Source organism: Streptomyces sp. NPDC048825 (genome assembly GCF_043198355.1).
Taxonomy (GTDB): domain Bacteria; phylum Actinomycetota; class Actinomycetes; order Streptomycetales; family Streptomycetaceae; genus Streptomyces; species Streptomyces xiangluensis.
Genome location: NZ_JBICUR010000007.1, coordinates 219,073 through 234,927, shown reverse-complemented (window position 1 = coordinate 234,927; position 15,855 = coordinate 219,073). Strand labels below are relative to the sequence as shown.

Sequence of the window (15,855 nt, the reverse complement as noted above, 5' to 3'; positions counted from 1 at the left end):
TGAGGGGCCCGCCAGTCGTGCAGCGCAGCTCATGGCGGGCCCCGTGCTCAGGCGCGTGCTTCGCTGGCCGAAGGTGTCACCTCCCCGGTTTCGCGTACGTCGGGCTCGGGTGCCGTGGCTGGTGGGGCGAACATCAGCCTCAGTCCGAGAGTGGCCGCGAGCGGGCCGAGGGCGCACATCGCGGCGGCGCTGACGAAGGCGGCGCCCAGATTCCCCGCGTCATAGCCGAATCCGCCGAAGTACGTGGCGAAGGTCGATGCGAAGCCGAAGAACATCGCCGGGATGAGAGCGAACGGCTTCAGCCGACCGGTTGCCAGCAGGGTGCCGTTGACGAAGAAGATCACCACGCCCAGCGCCAGGGTCTGGGCGAACGACCCGGTGCCGAACATCGTGCCCGTCTCCCGGTTGAGCAGGACGGCCACCACCGCGAACCCCGCCCCTGTCGTGGTGGCGGTGATCATGGAGATGGCGTTGGCGATGCTCGGGCCGCCCTGCATGAACGTTCCAGCCCAGGTGATGAAGATCGCCCAGGTCGGCATGTTGAGCGGGCTCATCAGCAGGAAGACGGTGGCGAAGGCGATGATCGAGGCGCTGACCTCGTGCGGCAGTGTGATGCGTCCGTTGCTCATGGCTACGCCAATCCGCCCGGCTTGGCCAGCAGTTCCTTGATACCCGTGTCGATGAACTCGGTGTCCTTGGGGCTGCTGCCGCCGCCGGCGAAGTGGCCCCAGATGCCGGGGATCACGCGGAGTTCGGCGCCCGGTATGTGGCTGACGGCCCAGGCCTCGTCCTCCGGCGGGAAGTAGAGGTCCTTCTCGGCGGGCATGTCCAGCGTGGTCGCCTTGATGGAGGCCAGCGCCGCCTCGGTGTTCCCGTCGAAGCCGGGGGTGAGCCCGACGTCGCCGTTCTGCCAGGTCCAGAGCATGGTGAGCAGGTTGTTGGGGTCGCGGCCGTCGAGGAAGAAGCCCTCCCAGAAGCCGACGAGGAAGTCCTCCAGGGAGGTGTAGCCGAGCTTCTCGTACTCCTTCTCCCAGTAGAACGCCTGCGAGAAGCCCCATCCCGCGTACACGCGGGCGAGCGCGCGCAGTCCGGTGGTCGGCCACTTGTTCTCGTCGTACCAGCCGCCGTTGTAGACCGCGTCGGCGGTCAGCGCGGCCTTGACGCCCTCCAGGAAGACCTTGTTGTGGAGGCTGGTGCGCGGGGAGCCGCAGAAGGGGGCGATCCGCTCGACCATCTCCGGGTAGCTGACGGCCCACTGGAAGGTCTGCCCGGCGCCCATCGACCAGCCGGTCACGAGCTGGATCTTCTCGATGCCGAACTCCTCGGTGACCAGCTTGTGCTGGGCCTCGATCTGGTCGTACACCGTGATGTCGGGGAAGCGGGCGCGGTCGTACGGCGGCGGGGTGTTGCTCGGCGAGGTGGAAAGGCCGTTGCCGAGCATGTTCGGGACGATGATGAAGTACTCGGCCGGGTCGAGGGCCATGCCGGGGCCGATGAGCCACTCGTTGTCCCAGTGGCGGCCGGAGTACCAGGTCGGGTAGACGATCACGTTGGACTTGTCCGCGTTGAGCTCGCCGTACGTGGTGTAGGCGAGGTGCGCGCCGCGCAGTGTGGCGCCGCTCTGGGTGGTGAAGTCGCCCAGCTGGAAGGTGAGATGGTCACTCATGGGGCTGCCTTTCAGGACTTTCAGGAGGTGACGGCGCACTGGCCGCGGTCGGCTTTTCTCGGGCCCTCGGCCGTCGGCCGGATGTCGAAGTCGAAGATCGCCGTGGGGAGGTAGAGGGTGCTGCACGCGTTGGGGATGTCCACGACGCCGCTGAGCCGGCCCTCGATCGGGGCCGAGCCGAGCAGAAGGTAGGCCTGCTCGCCGCTGTAGCCGAAAGACATGAGGTAGTCGACGGCGTTGAGACAGGCGTTTTTGTACGCCATCGTCGCGTCGAGGTAGTGGTTGGTGTCGGTTTCGTGGTCGACGGAGATGCCGACGAACGAGATGAACTCGGTGTACTGAGGCGCGACGTTGCCCGGCATGAAGATCGGATTCGTCGTCACCCCGTACTTCTCCATGCCGCCCTTGATCAGGTCGACGTGCAGGTCGATGAAGCCGCCCATCTCGATGGCGCCGCAGAAGGTGATCTCGCCGTCGCCCTGGCTGAAGTGCAGGTCGCCGCCGGAGAGCAGGGCTCCGGGCACGAGGACGGGGTAGAAGACCCGTGATCCGCGGGTGAAGTTCTTGATGTCGTGGTTGCCGCCGTTCTCCCGGGCCGGGACCGTACGGGCGCCTTCGGCGGCGATACGGGAGGCCGTCTCGCCGTCCGCCGTGCCGGCCAGCGAGTTGTCGGCGAGCGGAGGCAGCGCGAGCGCCGGAACCCGGTGCGGATCGGTGTCGATGAGGGCCTGCTCGCGGGCGTTCCAGCGGGCCAGCAACTCGGCGGAGGGTGCGGTGCCGAAGAGGCCGGGGTGGGTGATGCCGGTGTAGCGGACGCCGGGGATGTGCCGGGAGGTGGCCTGCTGGCCGTGGAAGTCCCAGACGGCCTTGTACGAGTCGGGGAAGCGGTCGGTGAGGAAGCCGCCGCCGTTGTTCTTGGCGAAGACGCCGGTGTAGCCCCAGCCTTGCCCGGAGCCTTCTCCTTGCGACTGCGGTACGGGGCCCAGGTCGAGGATGTCGACGACGAGCAGGTCGCCCGGCTCGGCGCCCTCCACCGCGATGGGGCCGCTGAGCATGTGGGCGTGGGTGAGGTCGACGTCACGGACGTCGTTGGCCGAGTCGTTGTTGCCGATCTGGTTGTCGGTCCAGTCCCGGCACTCGATGCGGAAATCCGAGCCCGGCTTCACGGTGACGGCCGGCGGGATGTCGGGGTGCCAGCGGTTGTGGCCGGGGACCTTCTGGTCTCGCATGGACATGGCTTGGTCGACGCTGAAGACGACTTCGGGCATGAACGGCCTCCAGAACAGGGGGAGTCAGGGCTTGGGCAGCAGGGCATGCCGGGGGTCGGCGGGTGCAGCCGGACTGCGGACGGCCGGGGGCACTTCGCCGACGACGCGCGGTTCGTGGGCGCTGGCCTCCTGGGCGTGCAGGGCGCGGGACAGAGGGGCGGGGGTGCGGGTGAGCATCGGGGCGGTGAAGACCCTGCGGGCCTGGTCTCCGCACGCGTCGCACGGTTCTTGGGGGAGGGCGCGGCCGATCGGACGGATCACGTCGAAGGTGCCGCAGCCCGGGCAGCGGTATTGATACGTGGCCATGACGACCAACCTCCAAAAGCTTCGAGAAAAAAGTATTTTCAACCGAAGCAATTGGGCAAGAGGGCAGCGCGTTACGGGCGTGTAAAAGAAAGGCACACCACGGGGAGGAGGCGGCTACGGCAGCTGCTGGAGCACGTCCCACTGCAGCCCGTCGGCCGCGGCGAGGAACACCCGCTGCTTCAGATGGCGGTCCCGGATCTGCACGGTGCCGCGCGGAGACTCGTACTCGAGGCCCTCGGCGGTCGCCTGGATGCGGTCCATGTCCATGGTGCCCGCGCGGCGCAGCAGTTCGGTGAGCATGCGCACGCCCTCGTAGCAGGATTCGCCGAGGCTGTTGAGCACCGGCGCCCGGGGCCCGAAACGGCGGAAGTACGCGGCGGCGAAGTCAAGGCCGTACGCGGTGGGCAGGTCCTCGAAGTAACCGGCCGAAGTCATCAGGCCCCGGGTGTTCTCCGGCCCGGTCGCCAGCAGCACGTTCTCCTCGATCAGCGAGCTGAACCGGATGTGGTCGCGGTCGAGCCCGGCGGCGGTGAACGCGCGGTTGAAGAGCACGGCGTCGTCACCGATCAGCAGCATCAGGACGGCCTCGCAGTCGCTGGCCGAGACCCTGGCCAGGACCTGGCCGAAGTCCTTGGTACCCAGCGGCACGTACATCTCGTCGCAGACCTCCCCGCCGAGTTCGCGCAGATAGCGGTGGGCGGCGCGGGCGGAGGAACGGGGCCAGACGTAGTCGTCGCCGACGATCGTCCACCGCCGGATGCCGAGTTCGCCGGCGAACCACTGCAAGGCGGGCCGCAGTTGGCGGTTCGGGGTCTCACCGGTGAGGAACACGCCGGGGGACCGCTCACCGCCCTCGTACAACGCGGTGTAGACGTACGGCACCCGGCCGTCGATGCGCGGGGCGACGACCTCCCGGACGGCGGAGATGTGCCAGCCGGCCACCGCGTCGACGACGCCGCCTGAGATCAGCGCGTCGATCTCGGTGGCCACCTGCTCGCGCGGCGCCCCGCCGTCGACGAGTACGAGCCGCAGCTCCTTGCCCAGCACTCCCGATTCGGCGTTGACCTCCTCGGCCGCGAGCCGGGCGCAGCATTCGCAGGACGGGCCGAAGATTCCGGCCGGTCCCTGGAGCGGGATCACGAGGGCGACATTCAGCGCGTCCCGGGTCCGGGGGCCTGCCGGAGTGCCGAGCCGGACAGACGCCTTCTCGATCATAGGCGCTCACACTAGCGATTGGTTGCTACGAGAATATTTCGCGGCGATAAGGATATGACTGTATCGTGGAATCACTCCATGCGATCCGGCCGGTCTGCCGTGCGCTGACGATCGGTCACCATGGCGCCGCAACGACACCGACGAAGCTTTGGCAGGGCGATGACGACGACCCCGGCGACGGCCGTATCCGACCTCGACTTCGCGCGGGCGCTCACGCTCGTGGAGCGGAGCGTCGTATCGAGGCTCGGTGAGGCGTTGAAGGCGGAGGGTGCGACGCTCGAGGAGTGGCGCGTGCTGTCGTTCCTGGGCGACGGCGCCGGCCACGCGATGACGGAGATCGCCGAGTTCGCACTGCTGTCGGCTCCCACCCTGACCAAGGTGGTCGACCGCATGGTGTCCCTCAACCTCGTCCTGCGGCGGGTGGACGACGCGGACCGGCGACGCGTGCTGGTCTTCGCGTCCGAGCGCGGCAACGAGGCGCTAGGTCGCTGGACTGCGGCGGTGGAGCAGGAGCAGGAGGGCATCGTGACGGCCCTCGGCGGCGAGGAGGCGGCACTGCTCAGGACTCTGCTTCAGCGGGCGTGGAGACGCCTGGGTTCCTGAGACGACTGTTGCACTCGTCGCCCTGGCCTGGCTGTTGCGGCTCAGGGCGTTGTTGCCGCTGACGAACTTGCCGAAGTCCGGTTCGAGTAGCGCCCCGAAAGGGCGCGGGGCTGTGTCAATTTGCGGCTCCGCCGCGTGGGCGCGACCAGCCACGACGAACCCGCACCTTCAAACCGCCCTCCCAGCGGAGCGCCAGCCCACCAACCTCGTGGCACAACCCGCGGTTGTCGCTTCCTGGCCGAGCGGTTGTTTGACCGCTCGGCCCCCGCTCGGTTGGATCTCGCTGATCAGCGCGACGTAGTTCCAGCGAGGCAGCGGGGGGGGGTGCACAGGACATGGCGGCCGGGCGCCCGCTGGGGCGGCAGTTCGGATGGCTCTGGGCGGCGTACGCGGTCAGTACGTTCGGCACGCGGCTGGCGTTCGACGCGTTCCCCTTGATCGCGATCACGGTGCTGCACGCCGGCCCGGCCGAGGTGTCGGCGCTGGCAGCCACGGGACTGGCCGTCGGCGCGGCGGCAGCGGTGCCGCTCGGCCCCTGGGTGGAGTTCCGCCGCAAGCGCCCCGTGATGGTCGCGATGGACCTGATCCGGTTCGCGGCACTGATGAGCATCCCGGCCGCCTACGCGCTCGGCCGGCTCGGCTTCGTCCAGCTCCTGATCGTGTCAGTCGTCGTCGCCGCGGCCGACATCACCTTCACCACGGCGAGCGGCGCCTGCCTCAAGGCGCTCGTACCGCCGGAGAACCTGCTCGTCGCGAACGGGCGGTTCGAATCCACGAACTGGACCGCCACCGTGCTCGGACCGCCGCTCGGCGGGGCCGCGATCGGCCTGTTCGGCCCGGTGATGACCGTGATGGCCGACGCGGTCAGCTACCTGCTCTCGGCCATGGGTATCCGCGCGATCGGCGGCAGGGAGCCGCGCCCCGCGCGAACCGGCGCACGGGGCCGACTCAGAGTCGGCGACCTGCTCGAAGGGTGGCGGTACATCCTGGCCCACCCGGCGCTGCGCCCGCTGTTCTTCAACACGATCCTCGTCAGCGGCCTGATCATGGCGACCTCGCCGGTGCTCGCCGTCCTCATGCTCGGCGACCTCGGATTCGCGCCGTGGCAGTACGGCCTCGCCTTCGCCGCGCCTTGCGTCGGCGGCCTGGTCGGCTCACGACTGGCCCGGCCGCTCGTCGCGCGGTTCGGGCAGCACAGGGTCATGCTCACCGCCGGGACGCTGCGCGCGTGCTGGTTGCTCGGGCTGGCCTTCGTCCGCCCCGGCACCGCCGGACTCGTGCTCGTCATCGCCGTCGAATTCGGGCTGATCACCAGCATGGGCGTGTTCAACCCGGTGTATGCCACCTACCGGCTCGAACAGACGGCGACGGACCGGGTCGCCCGCACCCTGTCCGCGTGGTCGATCACCAGCAAACTCACCGTCGCGGCCCTGACCGCCCTGTGGGGTCTGCTGGCCGGCCTCACCGGCCCCCGCACCGCGATCGCGATCGCCGGACTCCTGATCCTCACAACACCGCTCCTCCTGCCTCGGCATGACGACACGTCAGGTCGTCAACCGGAAGGGGCCGGGAGCCGTACTTGACCCGCCGGCACTCGTGCGCCGACCGACTCGGCTGGTCAAATCCGATGTATTAGCGGGCACTTCATCGTTTCAACACCTCGCGAGGGTCACGGTGTCAATGTGCCTCCTGATGACTGTTCTGGGCATGTCAATCGTGCCATCATGCGCCCACATCGTGGTCGATCAGGAGGACGCGTTGAAGACGAGTTCACGGATCCGCAGGGCAACTCTCGTACTGGGCAGCGCCGTTGCGCTGGTCGTCGCCTTCCCGGGCAGTGCTCTCGCGGCCCCGCCGCCGTCCTTGCCCGCCAACGCGGAGGCACTGGAGCAGACGTTCCAGCCGACGTACGACTACGACACGGACGGCTGCTACTCCACGCCGGCCATCGGACCCGACGGAACCATCAACGGCGGCCTCAACCCGTCCGGAGCGCTCAACGGCGAGTGCCGCGACGCCTCGGACCTGGACAACACCAATGGGTACTCCCGCTACAAGTGCAACAACGGCTGGTGCGCCATCATGTACGGCCTGTACTTCGAGAAGGACCAGGCCGTGGCCGGCAGCAGTCTCGGCGGACACCGCCACGACTGGGAGCACGTCGTGCTGTGGGTGCAGAACAACCAGGCCATGTACGTGTCCACTTCGGCCCACGGCAGCTTCAGCGTCCACGGCCGCGACCAGATCCGCTGGGACGGAAACCACCCCAAGATCGTGTACCACAAGGACGGCGTCAGCACGCACGCCTTCCGCCCCGCGACCGCGGGCGACGAACCGCCGGAGAACCACAAGGGCACCTGGCAGTACCCCCCGCTGGTCGGCTGGAACGGCTACCCCGCGGGTCTGCGCGACAGGCTGAGCCAGGCCAACTTCGGCAGCGCCAACTTCGGCCTCAAGGACGGCAGTTTCAACAACCATCTCGCCGCGGCCAAGCCGGCCGGCATCGCCTTCGACCCCAACGCCTGACCTACGACGCCGGAGGCGCCGCCGCACCCCCAGCGCAGTTGACGACTCGTCAATCGGTGCTCGGTGACGGGGTTTCGGTCAGGGGCTGCGCCGTCGGCTCGGGTGCGTCCGGGGCGGTGTAGAAGACGGACGAGCCCTGCTTGGTGCGGTGGGCCTGGCTCTTGGCCACGAGTCCTTCGAGCGAGGTGCGTATGACGGTGGACTTGATGCGACGCTCCGGGTGGGCTTGGCCGAGCGCGGTGGCGATTTCCGCCGCGGAGCGGGGTTCGCTCTGCTCGCCGAGATGACGGCGGATGAGTTCAACGAGCGTGGGCTGGGCTGGCTTTGAGGCTTCGGCCTTGGCTATGGGCGCGCCTTTGGGCTGTGCTTTGGGCTTCTTGGCCGCTGTCGTGCCGCCCTGTGCGCCGGCGGCCTTCTTCGTCCCGGCACGCTTTCCGGTGCCGGACTCGGACGCGGCCTTCGGCCTCTTCCTCCTGGGAGTGGGAGGTGCCCCGGGTGCCGCGGCATCTTCGGGCTGCGCGGGCTGAGTAGGCGCGTCCGGGCCGAGCGCCCGCTGCATGTTCACGAGCACGGTGTGGTCATGCTGCAGGGCGAGCAGTTGTTCCTGCAACGCGCTGATCTCCGCGCGGATGCGTTCCTGTTCCTTGGTGTTGCGGTCGAGGTCGCCGACCACCTGGGCGAGGTACTGCGACGTCAGTTCAGTGGCAGTGGAAGTGCTTTCAGTCATGGTGCTGACCTTCCTCGTTGCTTCGTGAGCCGCACTTGCAGCGGGGCGCACCGGCGTAGAGATGTACGTACAAACGGCGCCGGTTGTTCCCCTGAAGTTACGTCAGGCGCTGTGGACCTACGCCCTTGGAACCGGTCCTGCCTGGGCGCGCGGCCCGATCCGCCGGGACAGGGGCGCACTTTAGCGTCACACCATGCGTATCGGAATTGGCAATGTCGGCCGAGCACTCGCAGCGGGCTGGTCCGCGGCGTGACATCACCGCTCGGCGCTCAAAACGCCGCGCGGCCGGGCCCCACCCCCTGCACATGGGGGGGAGGGCCCGGCCGCGCGGCCTGAGTGCTACGCGCCGCTCTCCCTGAGCATGTTTTCACGCTCGACGATCTTCACGCGTTCCCGGCCCTCGGGCTCACCCAGCGCCTTCTCCGCCGCGTCCAGCCGGTACCAGCCGTCCCACGTCGTGAAGCGGACGTTCCGCTCGGCGAGGAACGCGTCCACGGCCTCCGGGGCGGGCGAACCGGGCGTGTGCAGACGCCCGCCCGCGTAGTCGTCCAGCAGGTTGGCGACCGTCTCGTTGGCATCACCCTTGGTGTGACCGATCAGGCCCACGGGACCGCGCCGGATCCAGCCCGTGACATACGTCGACTGCAGGTGCGCACCGGTGTCCTCGAGCACCCGGCCGCCGTTGTCCGGCACCGTGCCCGACTCGACGTCCCAGGGCAGCTTGGGCAGCTTGTCGGAGAGGTAACCCACCGCGCGGTAAACCGCGGTCACGTCCCAGTCCTTGAACTCGCCGGTGCCCTTGACGTTGCCGGTGCCGTCGAGGGTGGTGCGCTCGGTGCGCAGGCCGACGACGCTGCCGTCCTCGCCGAGGATCTCGCTCGGCGACTCGAAGAAGTGCAGGAACAGCTTGTGCGGCCGGTTGCCGACATCGCGGATCGCCCAGTTCTCGAGCGTCTTGGCGACCATGTCGGCCTGCTTGTTGCCGCGCCGGGTCTCGATCGATCCCTCGTCGTAGTCGATGTCCTCGGGGTCGACGATCACCTCGATGTTGGGGGAGTGGTCCAGCTCCCGCAGCTCCATCGGGCTGAACTTCGCCTGCGCCGGTCCACGGCGGCCGAAGACGTGGATCTCGCGAGCCCGGTTGGCCTTCAGTCCGTCGTGGACGTTCGGCGGGATCTCGGTCGGCAGCAGCTCCTCGGCCGTCTTGGCCAGGATGCGCGCCACGTCGAGCGCCACATTGCCGACACCGAGTACGGCGACCTTCTCCGCCTCCAGCGGCCACGTCCGCGGGACGTCCGGGTGGCCGTCGTACCAGGAGACGAAGTCCGCCGCGCCGTACGAGCCGTCGAGGTGGATGCCGGGTATGTCGAGCGCCCGGTCGGCCGTCGCCCCGGTGGAGAAGACCACGGCGTCGTAGAAGGTGCGCAGATCGTCCAGGCTGATGTCGCTCGGGTAGTCGACGTTGCCGAAGAGACGGATCTGCGGCTTGTCGAGTACCTGGTGCAGGGCCTTGACGATGCCCTTGATGCGGGGGTGGTCGGGGGCCACGCCGTAACGGATCAGGCCGAACGGGGCGGGCATCCGCTCGAAGAGGTCGATGGACACGCCGGGTTCGGCGGCCACTTCGGACTTCAGCAGCGCGTCGGCGGCGTAGATCCCGGCGGGGCCGGCTCCGACAATGGCTACCCGCAGGGGGCGGGGCATGATCAGGTTCCCTTCGAGTGATGAACAGGCAACTCGTCGGCAACCCTAAACTAAGGCAAGCCTAACTTGGTACGAGGGTCCGGCCTATGACCTCATAAAGCGGCCTTATGGCGGACAGGGAATCCCGGTCAGTACGGCTCTGTCAGCTGGGCCTCGGCCGCAACCAGGATCTCCGTCACCCGCAGGCCGAAGGCGGCGTCGCACGCATGCGGACGGCCGGTGCGGGCAGCGGCGAGGAGGGCATCCGCGGCCCGGATCAGGGCCTGGACCGGTCCTTCGGTGGACGCGGGCAGGACGGCCGCTCCCGCCTTGCCGCGCAGTTCGACCGTGGCGCCGGCAGCCGCGGGCGGAGCGGTGAGGCTGAGAGTCAGTGTGCTCGACGCCCCGCCGACGTGCTGAAGGACCAGGTGGACGGTGTCCTTCGGGCCGCGTGCGGCGGCCGCCACCCGCTCGACGTCGCCGAGAACAGGCAACAGCACGGACAGGGCGTGCGGACCGACGTCCCACAGGCCCCCCTTCTCCCGTCGCCACGGCGATTCGGCGAACGGGCTGTCGCCGGTGAACACCGAACCGAGCCACTCCGCGCGTCCCGTGAACCACCCGTCCAGAGCGGCCTGTTCGGTGATCCAGGCCTCAGTGGTGTTCTGGAAACGGGCCGTGAAGAAGACCACCGAGGCGACACCGGCCTCCCTGACCGCCTCGACGACCGCCCGTCCCTCCTCGACGCTCGCCGCCAGGGGCTTGTCGAGCAGCAGATGGCAGTTCGCCCGCGCCGCGCGCGCCGCGAGCGGGGCCTGAACGGAGGGAGGCAGGGCAATCGCGACGGCGTCCACCTCGGCGAGGAGGGTGTCGACGTCCTCGTACGCGCGTGTCCCGTGCCGTTCGGCCAGGGCCTCGGCCGCGTCCCTGCGCCTGCCCCACACACCCACGAAATCCAGTTCGCGGTGCTCGCTCAAGGCGGGGGCATGGGCCATCTCGGCCCACGGTCCTGTACCGAGCAATCCGATGCGCATGCCGTCGCCTCTCCTCGTGCCGATGCCCTGGGGCAACCGATGCCGGTTGTCGTCCGGCCACCAGCGTGCGCTGAGCCTTTCACGCAGGCACTGAGGGTGCGCAACCGCTCGGGGTACCAGGGTTGGGCTGACCTCGGTTGGTGACTCAAGCGGCAGTGACGTAATTTGCCTAAAGGTATTAGGGAACTGCATGATTGATTATGCCGAATGGGAGGCAGGGCATGACACGCGTAGGGCTGACAGCGGAACGTCTGACCCGGGCGGGAGCCGAACTGGCCGACGAGGTCGGCTTCGACCAGGTGACCGTCTCGGCGCTCGCCAGGCGGTTCGACGTCAAGGTCGCGAGCCTCTACTCGCACCTGAAGAACTCCCAGGACCTCAAGACCAGGATCGCCCTGCTCGCCCTGGAAGAACTCGCCGACCGGGCCGGCGACGCCCTGGCCGGGCGGGCCGGCAAGGACGCCCTCGCGGCCTTCGCGAACGTCTACCGCGACTACGCCAGAGAGCACCCCGGCCGCTACGCCGCGGCCCAGTTCAGGCTCGACCCTCAGGCGGCGGCCGCAAGCGCCGGGGGCAGACACGCACAGATGACGCGGGCGATCCTGCGCGGCTACGACCTGACGGAACCGGACCAGACCCACGCGGTCCGGATGCTGGGCAGCGTCTTCCACGGCTACGTCAGCCTGGAGTTGGCCGGCGGCTTCAGTCACAGCGCCCCCGACTCACAGGAATCCTGGTCACGAATCCTGGACGCCCTCGACGCGCTGCTGCGGAACTGGCCCGCGCCCTGACGCACCAGGCGGAGACCGTCGCCCGTGCCGCACATCGGCGTATCCGAGAAATCCGTGTTGTCCGAGCATGCTGATCAACAGGCGGAGGCCATGCACACCCACCCCAACTGGACCACCACGCCCATCACCCCCGAACTCCTCCGCGGCGCCCTCGACTTGGAGACCACCCAACACGGCGTGCTGCCACACCGCCTGCCCGCCCGAGCCCGCGCCCAGTGCACCGACCCACAGCTCGCCATGGTGGAGTCCCAGCCCTCCGGCGTACGACTGCTCTTCCGTACCCGTGCCACCGCCGTCGAACTGGACACGCTGCCCACCAAGCGGACCTACGAGGGTGCCCCGCCCCGCCCGGACGGCGTGTACGACCTGCTCGTCGACGGCCGGCTGACCGGCCAGGCCACCGTGACCGGCGGCAACACCGTGACGATCGACATGACCACCGGAACCGCCGAGCACCAGCCGGGCCCGCCCGGCACCCTCAGCTTCACCGACCTGCCCGACCGCATCAAAGACATCGAGATCTGGCTGCCGCACAACGAGACCACCGAACTGATCGCCCTGCGCACCGACGCCCCCGTCGAGCCCATGGCGGACCGGGGCCGCAAAGTCTGGCTGCACCACGGCAGTTCGATCAGTCACGGCTCCGACGCCGCGAGCCCCACCACCACCTGGCCCGCACTGGCCGCCGCCCTCGGCGGCGTGGAACTGATCAACCTCGGCCTGGCCGGCAGCGCCCTGCTCGACCCCTTCACCGCCCGCGCGATACGGGACACCCCCGCCGACGTGATCAGCCTCAAGCTGGGCATCAACCTGGTCAACCTCGACCTGATGCGCCTGCGTGCCTTCACCCCCGCCGTGCACGGCTTCCTCGACACCATCCGCGAAGGGCACCCCACCACACCGCTGCTGGTCGTCTCGCCCATCCTGTGCCCCATCCACGAGGACACGCCCGGCCCCGGAGCCTTCGACTTCAGCGAGCTCGCCGCCGGAGCACTGCGTTTCCGGGCGACCGGCGACCCTGCCGAGCGCGCCACCGGAAAACTGACGCTGGGCGTCATCCGGGAGGAGCTGTCCCGCATCGTGCGCCAGCGGTCCGCCGACGACCCCCACCTGCACTACCTCGACGGTCGCGACCTCTACGGCGAGAGAGACTTCGCCGAACTGCCCCTGCCCGACGAACTCCACCCTGACGCCGCCACCCACCGCCGCATCGGCGAACGCTTCGCCGAGCTGGCCTTCACCACGGGCGGCCCCTTCACCGACCACAGCGCGTGAAGGCACGTACTCCGGGACGTCACGGGCGTACGGCGGTGACGAGCCAGTAACGGCCCATCAGCCGTACGCCACTGTCGTCCTGATACGTGCCGAAGGCCTCCGCCGCGGCCTGCCGGGCACGCTCCTCCGCAGCGGAATCGGCGTCCGCCTCGCGCAGCCAGTGCCGCAGCGGCCCGAAACCGAAGAGGAACCCTGTCGCGTCGCCGGCGTCCTTGTCCCAGTGTGTTGGCCCCGTCGTTGAGGGCGTCGTAGCGGTCCTGGTGGTCGGCCCAGTACCGGCCCTCGTAACCGTTCCAGGCCGCGGCCTGCTGGGAGTTCACGACGTCGTCGGGGGGCGGGCTGGCTGACCGGGGTGTCCGTCGGATCCGTCATGCATTCATGGTGACGCGCGAGCCCTGATGGAGGCCGTCCGTGGCGGGACTGATTCGTGAGAGGTATCCATTTCGTGAGAGATCTCTATGAATTTGTGGGGTGTTTGAACACGCCGGGACTCCGATCCGTATGGGGGCAGGGGATTGTCATGCCCGGCCTCTGACGAACCGTAGGAGTACTCCCGTGAGACGCAACACGCGAAGACGCCCAACGGGCGCACGACGCACGACCTTTGCGGCGGTCGCGCTGATGCTGGGAGGAGGTGCGCTGGTAGCGGCGAACGTCTACGCCACGGCCACCGAGAGCGGCTCGGGTCAGCAGCCGGGGCAGAGCCAGGCCGACCAGGTTCTCGCTTCGGGTGCCGCGACGATCGACTGCCCGGACGTGGGCACCAAGTTGACGGCGGTGCCGGACCAGGCGAGGGCGGAGGTCGACACGCAACTCGCCCTGCTGGACAAGCAGATCGCCGAGGCCTACCAGCGACTGCAGAACTCGGCGCAGGCCGCTCAGCAGGACGCAGGCTTCGCCGACAACGCGATCATGAATCCGCTCAAGGACAAGCGGACCGCGACGATCGAACGGATCGCGATCGCCATCGGACGTGTGGGGGAGCGCCCGCAGGGACTTGAATCTCTTGCCGCCTGTACGTTGCGCGCTACCGGCAACGAGGCCGGCAACGGCGAGAACGGCGACCAGGCCGGCGACGGCCAGGGCGAGGGCGACGCCAATCAGGACGAACAGGGCCAGGACCAGGGTGACGGTCAGGACGGCCAGGATCAGGGCGGCCAGGATCAGGGTGACCAGCAGGGCGGCAATGGCGGTCAGGCCGCCAACGCGCCCGTGGCCGAGGACTTCACCGACATCACCACCGTGCAGCCCAACGTGCCGAAGCCGCAGCAGCAGAGCAACGCCTCCCGCGGCACCTTCACCACCAGCTGTGGCGTGAACGCGAACGGCCTGTTCAACTCGGACAACGTGATCGTGGCACCCGGCGTCACCAACGGCGCCCACCACTTCCACGACTACATCGGCAACCAGGCCAACGACGCCTTCGCGAGCGACGAGGACTTGGCGAACGGTGACACGACGTGCGTGGACCAGGGCGACAAGTCCACGTATTACTGGCCGGTGTTGCGTCTGCAGAACGGCGTGCAGGAGCAGGACGCGAAAGCGCCGGGCGGAGGCATCGAGGGCAACGTCGGTGAGATCGTCACACCCAAGAAGGTGACCTTGAACTTTGTGGGCAACCCGCAGAGCAAGGTCACCGAGATGCCCCGACTGCTGCGCATCATCACCGGTGACGCCAAGGCGTTCGTCAACGGCACCGCGAATGCCAATGCTTCGTGGAGCTGCACCGGGTTCGAGGACCGGCAGCTGAAGGACAAGTACCCGCTCTGTCCCCAGGGCAGTGACGTGGTGCGCACCTTCAAGTTCCAGAGCTGCTGGGACGGCCGGAACATCGACAGCGCGAACCACCGCACTCACGTGGCGTTCGCCGACGCGAACGGCAACTGTGCGAACGGCTTCCAGGCGATCCCGCAACTGGTGCAGCGCATCGTCTACGACGTCGACGCGCCGAGCCTGAACGACGGCGGCCGTACGGTTCCGCTGTTCGCGGTGGACTCCTTCCCCGAGCAGGTGCACAAGCCGGTCACGGACCACGGCGACTTCATCAACGTCTTCGACGAGGACCTGATGGGGGAGATGGTCGACTGCATCAACGCCGGCCGGAAGTGCGGCGTGGGCGGCGACGGGGGTGCGGGCGCCGGTGAGGAGCCGCAGGACAAGCCGACGGAGAACCCGGACGACGGGGCCGGCGAGAATGGCGGGAACGCCGGTAACGGCGGGAACGGCGAGGCGGACCCCGGCAACGACGACAACGGCGGAGCGGATGCCGGCAACGGCGACAACGCCGGGGACACGGACACGCCGGAGACGGCCACGAAGGCGCCGGACGCTGAACCGGAGGTCGGCTCCGCGCCCACCAACCGTCCGAACCCCGAGGTGTACACGACGCCTTCGCCCGTCCAGAGCGATCCGGCCACGTCACCGGCGGAGGGCTCGGACAGCGACAGCGGTGGTGAAGGCGACAACTCGGAGCAGGCGTCGAACGCCGACGGGAACGATCAGGCGGCCGGTGCACAGACCGAACCGCAGGGGGGTTCCGGCTCTCTCGCCGAAACGGGTACCCAGCTGTGGCCGGCTGCGGCAGGAGCGGTGCTGGTGATCTCCGGCTTCGTGCTGTTGCGCCGTATGAGGCGCAGTTCGTACTGACGCCTTTCGCCGGACGGCAACAGGCGGCGACCGGACCTGCATCGACAGGTCCGGTCGCCGCTTTTGTACGTGGGCGATGCGGGGCACATGCGGCTTGCGACGCCGGGTGACGACA

General features: G+C 68.7%; 14 protein-coding genes. 6 read left to right on the top strand and 8 right to left on the bottom strand.

Annotated features, from left to right (window positions below; all coding sequences use genetic code 11):
• Positions 1–47 precede the first annotated feature (47 nt).
• The 5 genes from ACGFNK_RS19505 to ACGFNK_RS19485 all read right to left on the bottom strand — a co-directional run bounded on the left by ACGFNK_RS19505 (position 48) and on the right by ACGFNK_RS19485 (position 4,455).
• The gene (locus ACGFNK_RS19505; RefSeq protein WP_393417396.1) at positions 48–629 is read right to left on the bottom strand and encodes a DUF1097 domain-containing protein; all 582 of its coding nucleotides are present in this window, start codon (positions 627–629) and stop codon (positions 48–50) included.
• Positions 630–631: 2 nt separating this feature from the next.
• Positions 632–1,666 (bottom strand): alpha/beta fold hydrolase, encoded by a 1,035-nt coding sequence (locus tag ACGFNK_RS19500; protein WP_165342866.1) that lies wholly within the window; start codon positions 1,664–1,666, stop codon positions 632–634.
• Positions 1,667–1,686: 20 nt separating this feature from the next.
• Entirely contained in the window at positions 1,687–2,934 is a 1,248-nt protein-coding gene (gene fmdA / locus ACGFNK_RS19495; RefSeq protein ID WP_328773640.1) for a formamidase, read from the bottom strand.
• A 24-nt stretch (positions 2,935–2,958) separates the two neighbouring features.
• Positions 2,959–3,240, bottom strand: a complete 282-nt coding sequence (locus ACGFNK_RS19490) for an FmdB family zinc ribbon protein (RefSeq protein WP_393417393.1) — start codon at positions 3,238–3,240, stop codon at positions 2,959–2,961.
• 114 nt (positions 3,241–3,354) lie between these two features.
• Positions 3,355–4,455, bottom strand: a complete 1,101-nt coding sequence (locus ACGFNK_RS19485) for a substrate-binding domain-containing protein (RefSeq protein WP_189321763.1) — start codon at positions 4,453–4,455, stop codon at positions 3,355–3,357.
• Between the two features lie 159 nt (positions 4,456–4,614).
• On the opposite strand from ACGFNK_RS19485, the gene ACGFNK_RS19480 reads away from it, so the two are divergent.
• The 3 genes from ACGFNK_RS19480 to ACGFNK_RS19470 all read left to right on the top strand — a co-directional run bounded on the left by ACGFNK_RS19480 (position 4,615) and on the right by ACGFNK_RS19470 (position 7,584).
• The gene (locus ACGFNK_RS19480; RefSeq protein WP_393417391.1) at positions 4,615–5,058 is read left to right on the top strand and encodes a MarR family winged helix-turn-helix transcriptional regulator; all 444 of its coding nucleotides are present in this window, start codon (positions 4,615–4,617) and stop codon (positions 5,056–5,058) included.
• Positions 5,059–5,393: 335 nt separating this feature from the next.
• Complete coding sequence (locus ACGFNK_RS19475) at positions 5,394–6,641, top strand: MFS transporter (protein WP_393417389.1); 1,248 nt, start codon at positions 5,394–5,396, stop codon at positions 6,639–6,641.
• Between the two features lie 124 nt (positions 6,642–6,765).
• Positions 6,766–7,584: an NPP1 family protein gene (locus ACGFNK_RS19470; RefSeq protein ID WP_393417387.1), complete on the top strand. Its 819-nt coding sequence runs from the start codon at positions 6,766–6,768 to the stop codon at positions 7,582–7,584.
• Between the two features lie 49 nt (positions 7,585–7,633).
• Here ACGFNK_RS19470 and ACGFNK_RS19465 read toward each other — a convergent pair whose 3' ends face one another.
• From ACGFNK_RS19465 to ACGFNK_RS19455, 3 genes are all read right to left on the bottom strand, one after another.
• Positions 7,634–8,311, bottom strand: a complete 678-nt coding sequence (locus ACGFNK_RS19465) for a hypothetical protein (RefSeq protein WP_393417385.1) — start codon at positions 8,309–8,311, stop codon at positions 7,634–7,636.
• 339 nt (positions 8,312–8,650) lie between these two features.
• A complete protein-coding gene (locus tag ACGFNK_RS19460) occupies positions 8,651–10,015 on the bottom strand; it encodes an FAD-dependent oxidoreductase (protein ID WP_393417383.1) in 1,365 nt (454 codons plus the stop codon).
• 128 nt (positions 10,016–10,143) lie between these two features.
• Positions 10,144–11,028 (bottom strand): Gfo/Idh/MocA family protein, encoded by an 885-nt coding sequence (locus ACGFNK_RS19455; protein ID WP_393417381.1) that lies wholly within the window; start codon positions 11,026–11,028, stop codon positions 10,144–10,146.
• 221 nt (positions 11,029–11,249) lie between these two features.
• Here ACGFNK_RS19455 and ACGFNK_RS19450 point away from each other — a divergent pair, with 221 nt between their 5' ends.
• The 3 genes from ACGFNK_RS19450 (at position 11,250) to ACGFNK_RS19440 (ending at position 15,740) form a co-directional block, all read left to right on the top strand.
• Positions 11,250–11,819, top strand: a complete 570-nt coding sequence (locus ACGFNK_RS19450) for a TetR/AcrR family transcriptional regulator (protein WP_393417379.1) — start codon at positions 11,250–11,252, stop codon at positions 11,817–11,819.
• A 90-nt stretch (positions 11,820–11,909) separates the two neighbouring features.
• Positions 11,910–13,094, top strand: a complete 1,185-nt coding sequence (locus tag ACGFNK_RS19445) for a GDSL-type esterase/lipase family protein (RefSeq protein WP_393417377.1) — start codon at positions 11,910–11,912, stop codon at positions 13,092–13,094.
• A 555-nt stretch (positions 13,095–13,649) separates the two neighbouring features.
• Positions 13,650–15,740, top strand: coding sequence for a DUF1996 domain-containing protein (locus ACGFNK_RS19440; RefSeq protein WP_393417375.1), 2,091 nt, complete (start codon positions 13,650–13,652; stop codon positions 15,738–15,740).
• The last annotated feature ends 115 nt before the right edge of the window (positions 15,741–15,855 follow it).